This is a genomic window from Arthrobacter sp. Y3225116 (genome assembly GCF_059091245.1).
This window is the reverse complement of record NZ_JBNHGL010000179.1, coordinates 1-5,977: the sequence shown is the minus strand read 5'-3', so window position 1 is coordinate 5,977 and position 5,977 is coordinate 1. Positions and strand designations below refer to the sequence as shown.

7 protein-coding genes are annotated in these 5,977 nt (G+C 69.2%); 5 read left to right on the top strand and 2 right to left on the bottom strand.

Annotation, left to right across the window (positions count from 1 at the left end):
- Window positions 1-70 precede the first annotated feature (70 nt).
- Window positions 71-478, bottom strand: a complete 408-nt coding sequence (locus tag AC5RV2_RS13680) for a hypothetical protein (RefSeq protein ID WP_494092786.1) — start codon at window positions 476-478, stop codon at window positions 71-73.
- Between the two features lie 163 nt (window positions 479-641).
- Here AC5RV2_RS13680 and AC5RV2_RS13675 point away from each other — a divergent pair, with 163 nt between their 5' ends.
- Window positions 642-1,031: a thioredoxin family protein gene (locus tag AC5RV2_RS13675; RefSeq protein ID WP_494064786.1), complete on the top strand. Its 390-nt coding sequence runs from the start codon at window positions 642-644 to the stop codon at window positions 1,029-1,031.
- A gap of 101 nt (window positions 1,032-1,132) precedes the next feature.
- Here the strand turns inward: AC5RV2_RS13675 and AC5RV2_RS13670 are convergent, their stop codons facing one another.
- Entirely contained in the window at window positions 1,133-2,110 is a 978-nt protein-coding gene (locus AC5RV2_RS13670) for a DNA-3-methyladenine glycosylase family protein (protein WP_494092785.1), read from the bottom strand.
- Window positions 2,111-2,288: 178 nt separating this feature from the next.
- Here AC5RV2_RS13670 and AC5RV2_RS13665 point away from each other — a divergent pair, with 178 nt between their 5' ends.
- From AC5RV2_RS13665 to AC5RV2_RS13650, 4 genes are all read left to right on the top strand, one after another.
- Window positions 2,289-3,665: a cystathionine beta-synthase gene (locus tag AC5RV2_RS13665; protein ID WP_494092784.1), complete on the top strand. Its 1,377-nt coding sequence runs from the start codon at window positions 2,289-2,291 to the stop codon at window positions 3,663-3,665.
- Window positions 3,666-3,676: 11 nt separating this feature from the next.
- Window positions 3,677-4,837 carry a cystathionine gamma-synthase gene (locus tag AC5RV2_RS13660; protein ID WP_494092783.1) on the top strand — a complete coding sequence of 387 codons (1,161 nt, stop codon included), beginning with the start codon at window positions 3,677-3,679 and terminating at the stop codon, window positions 4,835-4,837.
- A 79-nt stretch (window positions 4,838-4,916) separates the two neighbouring features.
- Complete coding sequence (locus tag AC5RV2_RS13655; protein WP_494092782.1) at window positions 4,917-5,369, top strand: VOC family protein; 453 nt, start codon at window positions 4,917-4,919, stop codon at window positions 5,367-5,369.
- 32 nt (window positions 5,370-5,401) lie between these two features.
- On the top strand, window positions 5,402-5,977 hold a 576-nt coding region (locus tag AC5RV2_RS13650; protein ID WP_494092781.1), incomplete at its 3' end, for an MOSC domain-containing protein.

The window sequence follows — 5,977 nt, the reverse complement described above, 5'->3', positions numbered from 1 at the left end:
GGCCGTCGGACCCGGCAGCCGGCACCTCGCAACAGCCTGCCCAGCCCTCTCGCGCCCGGGCAGCCCGTGCTCAGGCCGCTTCGGCCAGCGGCAGCGGGTGGATGTCCCAGAGGAAGCAGTACGTTTTCGGCCCGGAATTGTGCATGACGTTGTAGTACAGCCACTGCCAGGCAGTTGCGCCGTTATGGTCTGCCGGGGCAGGCGGACAGTCGGCTGGCGTGTACCACCGCCCTTCGCTCCAGATGCAGTGCAGGTCGCCCACATAGGTGGCCGCAGGGCCGGCGCCGGGCCTGCCGTGCGGCAGCCCGATCCTGCCCTTCAGCGCGGCGCCCTCGCCCACGGCGTACAGCTCGTTCCGTGACGGGTCGTGGGCAAACGGCAGGTGCTCCTCCAATTCGTCCATCACGGCGAGGCTCTTGGAAATGGCGGCGTCGAGTTCCAGCCCGTCGGTGACAATCAGGACGGTGAAGCGGTTCATGTCGAATCCTCCGGTCGCGGTTTCTGGTGGAATCGACCTTAGGGATCCGGCCACGGCAGCCGGTAGCCCCGACGGGGGATTGTGGATAACGGTCGGGGCTCCGGCTCATGCGCTGAGCGAACAGGGGGCGACAGGCCGCAACCCGGCGCGTTAGCGTGGAGGTATGGCAACCATCGATATCACCGAGGCCCAGTTCCCGCAGACCATCGAAGAGAACGACATTGTGTTCGTTGACTTCTGGGCCGACTGGTGCGGCCCGTGCAAGCAGTTTGCTCCCGTCTACGATGCCGCGTCCGAGGAACACGGCGACATCGTCTTCGCCAAGGTGGACACCGAAGCCGAGCAGGGCCTGGCCGCCGCGGCCGGCATCACCTCGATTCCGACCCTCATGGCCTTCCGCGAAAAGGTGCTGGTGTTCTCCCAGCCCGGCGCCCTGAACTCCAGCCAGTTCGGGCAGTTGGTGGACGCGGTCAAGGGACTGGACATGCAGGAAGTCCACGCCCAGGTGGCCGCCCAGCAGCAGGCGGCGCAGGACGGTCAGGCCTCCGAATAGCTACAACGGTCAGCACTCCAGAGGGGGCGGGGCGCATGCCCTGCTCCCTCTCGCTTTAAGGCGAGCGATGTTTCCGGCGGTAGTGCCGCGTCAGTGCCGCATTAGTGCCGGCGGTGGTCCTGCGGCGCCAGCCGCGGCCCGAAGGCGGGCTTGCGGAAACCGCTCAGCACCAGCATCCGCACCACCCGCTGGCGGTGGCCCCGCCACGGTTCCAGGAGCTCGAGCATGCCGGCGTCGTCCGTCTTGCGCCCGGTCAGGGCGTAGCCGACGAACGCCGCCAGATGGAAGTCGCCCACCGACACCGAGTCCGGATCCCCGTGCGTGCGCTGCGCGGTCTCGGCCGCGGTCCACGGCCCGATCCCCGGGACGGTGCACAGCTTGCGGGCCAGTTCTTCGCCGGCCGGCAGCGACGCCAGCCGTTCCAGGGCGCCGGCCGAGGAACACACCCGCATGATGGTGCCCGAGCGCTTCGAGTCGACCCCCGCCCGGTGCCAGTCCCAGGACGGGATGCGCCGCCACCCCTGCGCCGTCGGCGGGACCATAAGCCCGCTCGGTGCGGGCCCCGGGGCCGGAGACCCATGCCGGCGGACCAGGTATTTGTAGGAGTAGCGCGCCTCGATGGTCGTGATCTTCTGCTCCAGGATCACCGGCACGAGCGCATCGATCATCCGCCCGGTCGCCGGCAGCCGCAGCCCGGGATGCCGCCGGCGCGGTTCACGCACCAGCCGCGGCAGGCCGGTATGGAAATCCGGGGTGTCGAACCCCGACCAGTCATCGCCGGCGCCCAGCAGTGCCGGGAGCCCGGCCAGCGCTTCCTCGGCACCGGGCCCCCACGCCTGTCCCATCACGACGGCGGTGCCCCGGCTTCCGTGCTGCCCGTCCGGCCCGCGGGTGAGGCGCAGGGTCGCCGCGCCGGAGGAGGTGTTCAGCGTCAGCCAGGCACCGGCGTCGTCAATCCGGGCGGTGGGATCCTGCGTGCCGCGGGACAGGATGGACAGCGTTCCGCGCAGGTCATACGGCTCCGGAAACTCCACCCGTGCGGTGAGCCCGGTGCCGGGCGCGGTGGCGGTGGACAGCATGGATTAATCGTCCCACGCGCTCCCGACACTTCCTGCACCCGGGCCCGTTCCAGCCCGGCCCGTGCGGGCAACGCCCGGCCGCCCAGGAGCGGCACCCGGCCGCCGCCCGCGGGGGCCGGCATGAAGCCGTCTTACGCACGATGTGCCCCCGGATACGCTGGCGGGTAGATTTGGGCCCATGAAATATGCCAATTCTGTTCTAGACCTGATCGGCAACACCCCGCTGGTCAAGCTGAACAAAGTGACCGAAGGTCTTGCCGCCACCGTCCTGGCGAAGGTGGAGTATTTCAACCCGGGCGGTTCGATCAAGGACCGCATCGCGGTGAAGATGATCGAAGAAGCCGAAAAGGACGGGCGGCTGAAGCCCGGCGGCACGGTCATCGAACCCACCAGCGGCAACACCGGGGTGGGCCTGGCCCTGGTGGCGCAGCAGAAGGGCTACAAGTCCATCTTCGTGACCCCGGACAAGGTGGGCCTGGAAAAGCGCGACGTGCTCAAGGCCTACGGCGCCGACGTCGTCGTCACCCCGACCTCCGTGGCGCCGGACAGCCCGGAGTCCTACTACGGCGTGTCCGACCGGCTGGTGACCGAGGTCGACGGCGGCTACAAGCCGGACCAGTTCAACAACCCGGCCGCGCCGGCCAGCCATTACGAGACCACCGGCCCGGAGATCTGGCGCGATACGGACGGCCGGGTCACCCACGTGGTGATCGGCGCCGGCACCGGCGGAACCATCACGGGAACCGGCCGCTACCTGAAGGAAATATCCGCCGACCGCCCCGGCGGTCCCGTGAAGATCGTCGGCGCGGACCCCGAGGGCTCGGTCTACTCCGGTGGCAGCGGCCGGCCGTACTTCGTCGAGGGCGTGGGCGAGGACATGTGGCCGGACAACTACGACAAGTCCGTCCCGGACGAGGTGCTGGCCGTCAACGACGCCGAGGCCTTCGCGATGACCCGGCGGCTGGCCCAGGAAGAGGGGCTGCTGGTCGGCGGTTCCTCGGGCATGGCCGTGGTGGCCGCGCTCAAGGTGGCCGAGGGGCTGGGGCCTGACGACATCGTGGTCGTGATCCTGCCGGACTCCGGACGCGGCTACCTGGGAAAGATCTTCAACGACGACTGGATGAAGTCCTACGGCTTTATCGCCGACGGGGACGAAGCGACCGTGGGCGAGGTGCTGCGGGGCAAGAGCGGCACGCTGCCGGACCTGGTCCACACCCATCCCTACGAGACGGTGCGCGACGTCATCGAGATCATGAACGAGTTCGGCGTCTCGACCCTGCCGGTGCTCTCGCAGGAGCCGCCGGTGGTGATGGGCGAGGTGGTCGGCGCCGTGAACGAACGCGAGCTGACGGCCAAGCTGTTCAAGAACGAGGCGAAGCTGACAGACAAGGTCGGCGACCACCTGAGCGCGGCGATGCCGCTGGTTGGGGCGCTGGAACCGGTCTCTGCCGCCCGCGAGAAGCTGCAGGCGGTCGACGGCGTGCTGGTGACGCTGGCCGGTGCCCCGGTGGGCGTGCTGACCCGCCACGACCTGCTGTCCTACCTGACGAGCTGAAGGAGAGAAGAATGAGCGCAGAGAACACCCAGGGCTTCAACACCCGCGCCGTGCATGCCGGCCAGGTGCCGGACGAGGCCACCGGCGCGGTGGTGCCGGCGATCTACCAGTCTTCGACCTACGCCCAGGACGGCATCGGCGGGCTGCGCAACGGCTACGAATACGGCCGCGGCACCAACCCGACCCGCGATTCCCTGCAGGTGCAGCTGGCGGCGGTGGAGGGCGGCAAGCACGCCTTCTCCTTCGCCTCCGGGCTGGCAGCCGAAGACGCGCTGATCCGGGCCCTGCTGTCCCCGGGCGACCACATCGTGCTGGGCAACGACGCGTACGGCGGCACCTACCGGCTCATCAGCCGCGTGCTCGGTGCCTGGGGGATCGGCCACACCGTGGTCGACATGTCCGACGAGTCGGCCGTGGCCGCAGCGGTCAACGAGCACAAGGCCCGGTTCCTCTGGGTCGAGACCCCGTCCAACCCGATGATGAAGGTCACCGACATCGCCGCCCTCGCCGAGCTGGCCCACGCCGCCGGCGCGCTGCTGGTCGTGGACAACACCTTCGCCTCGCCGTACCTGCAGAACCCGCTGGCCTTCGGCGCCGACGTCGTGGTGCATTCGACCACCAAGTACATCGGCGGACACTCGGACGTGATCGGCGGCGCCGTGGTGCTCAACGACGACGCGCTCGCCGAGAAGGTCGGTTTCGTGCAGTTCGCGGTGGGGGCCGTCTCCGCGCCGCTGGACGCTTTCCTGACCACCCGCGGGCTGAAGACGCTGGGCGTGCGGATGGACCGGCACTCGGCGAACGCCCAGGCCGTGGCCGAATGGCTGCAGGGCCGGGCCGAAGTCGAGGCCGTCTACTATCCGGGCCTGCCCGAGCACCCCGGCCACGAACTGGCCAAGAAACAGATGCGCGGCTTCGGCGGCATGGTCTCGGTCTCCTTCACGGGCGGCGAGGCGGCGGCCCGCAAGGTGGCCGAGTCCACCGAGGTGTTCACCCTGGCGGAATCGCTGGGCGGCATCGAGTCGCTGGTCAACTACCCGTCGGAGATGACGCACGCCTCGGTGAAAGGCACCGAACTGGCGGTGCCGGAGAACCTGATCCGGCTGTCGGTCGGCATCGAGGACATCGATGACCTGATCGCGGACTTGGAAAAGGCCTTCGGCCAGCTCTAGGCACCCATAGAGGCGGCGGTACCGGCAGGCCGGTCCGCCGCCTCTGGCGCGTCCGGGGCCGGAAGAGAATACTGTGTCCATGGATGCGAACAAGCAGTACCCTCCGGCCAGCGTCGTCGCCGGTCTGCAGTCGCGCAAGGCCCACGAACTGATCGAGTTCCTGACCGGAACCATGGGATTCATCGAGCACGCACGGTTCGAGGAGCATGGCCTGGTGGTGCACGCGGAACTGCTCTGGCCCGAGGGCGGGATGGTGATGGTCTCCAGCCACGCGGAGGGAACCCTGTGGGCCCGGGAACCCGGTTCGGCCCAGCTGAACGTCTACACCCGCGACCCCGACGGCGCGTACGAGCGCATGAAGGCAGCAGGGGCGTCGATCATCCGGGACCTGCAGGACACCGACTACGGCGACCGCGGCTTTGGCATCAACGACCCGGACGGGAATCTGTGGGCCATCGGAAAATACCGCGGCCAACCGCTGTCGGCCGACTCGGCCAAGGAACAGGACGTCAGCTACGAGGGCCACGCCTGAGCAAGCGTCCGGACGCACCTTATGATTGCCCCATGAATTCCGGATCGCTGCTGGCCCTCTGCCGGCTGCATGCCTTGAAGCCCGATGCCAGCAAGGTGGGAATCACCGGGATCGACAAGCGCCCGGTGGACGGGCGGGTACCGGTCCACCCGATGGGGCTGCGCGCCGATGTCCAGGCGGACCGCAAAAACCACGGCGGAGAGCTCAAGGCCCTCTACGCCTATGCCCAGGAGGACGCCGACGCGTGGTCGGCCGAGCTCGGGCGCGACATCCCGCCGGGGCTGTTCGGCGAAAACCTGCGGACCATGGGCGTGGCGGTCAGCGGAGCGCTGGTGGGGGAGCGGTGGCGGGTGGGGCCCGACGTCGTCGTCGAGGTGACGATGCCGCGGATACCCTGCGCCACCTTCGCCCGCCACATGGGTGAGCCACAGTGGGCCAAGCGCTTCCTGCGCAGGGGGCTGCCCGGCGCCTATCTCCAGGTGATCACCCCCGGCTCGCTGGCCGCCGGCGACAGCATCGAGGTCCTTTTCCGCCCGGCCCACGGCGTCAGCGTGGCCGACTCCTCCCTGGGGCTCAGCCCCGGGCAAGCGCAGGCGCTGCGGGCGTCC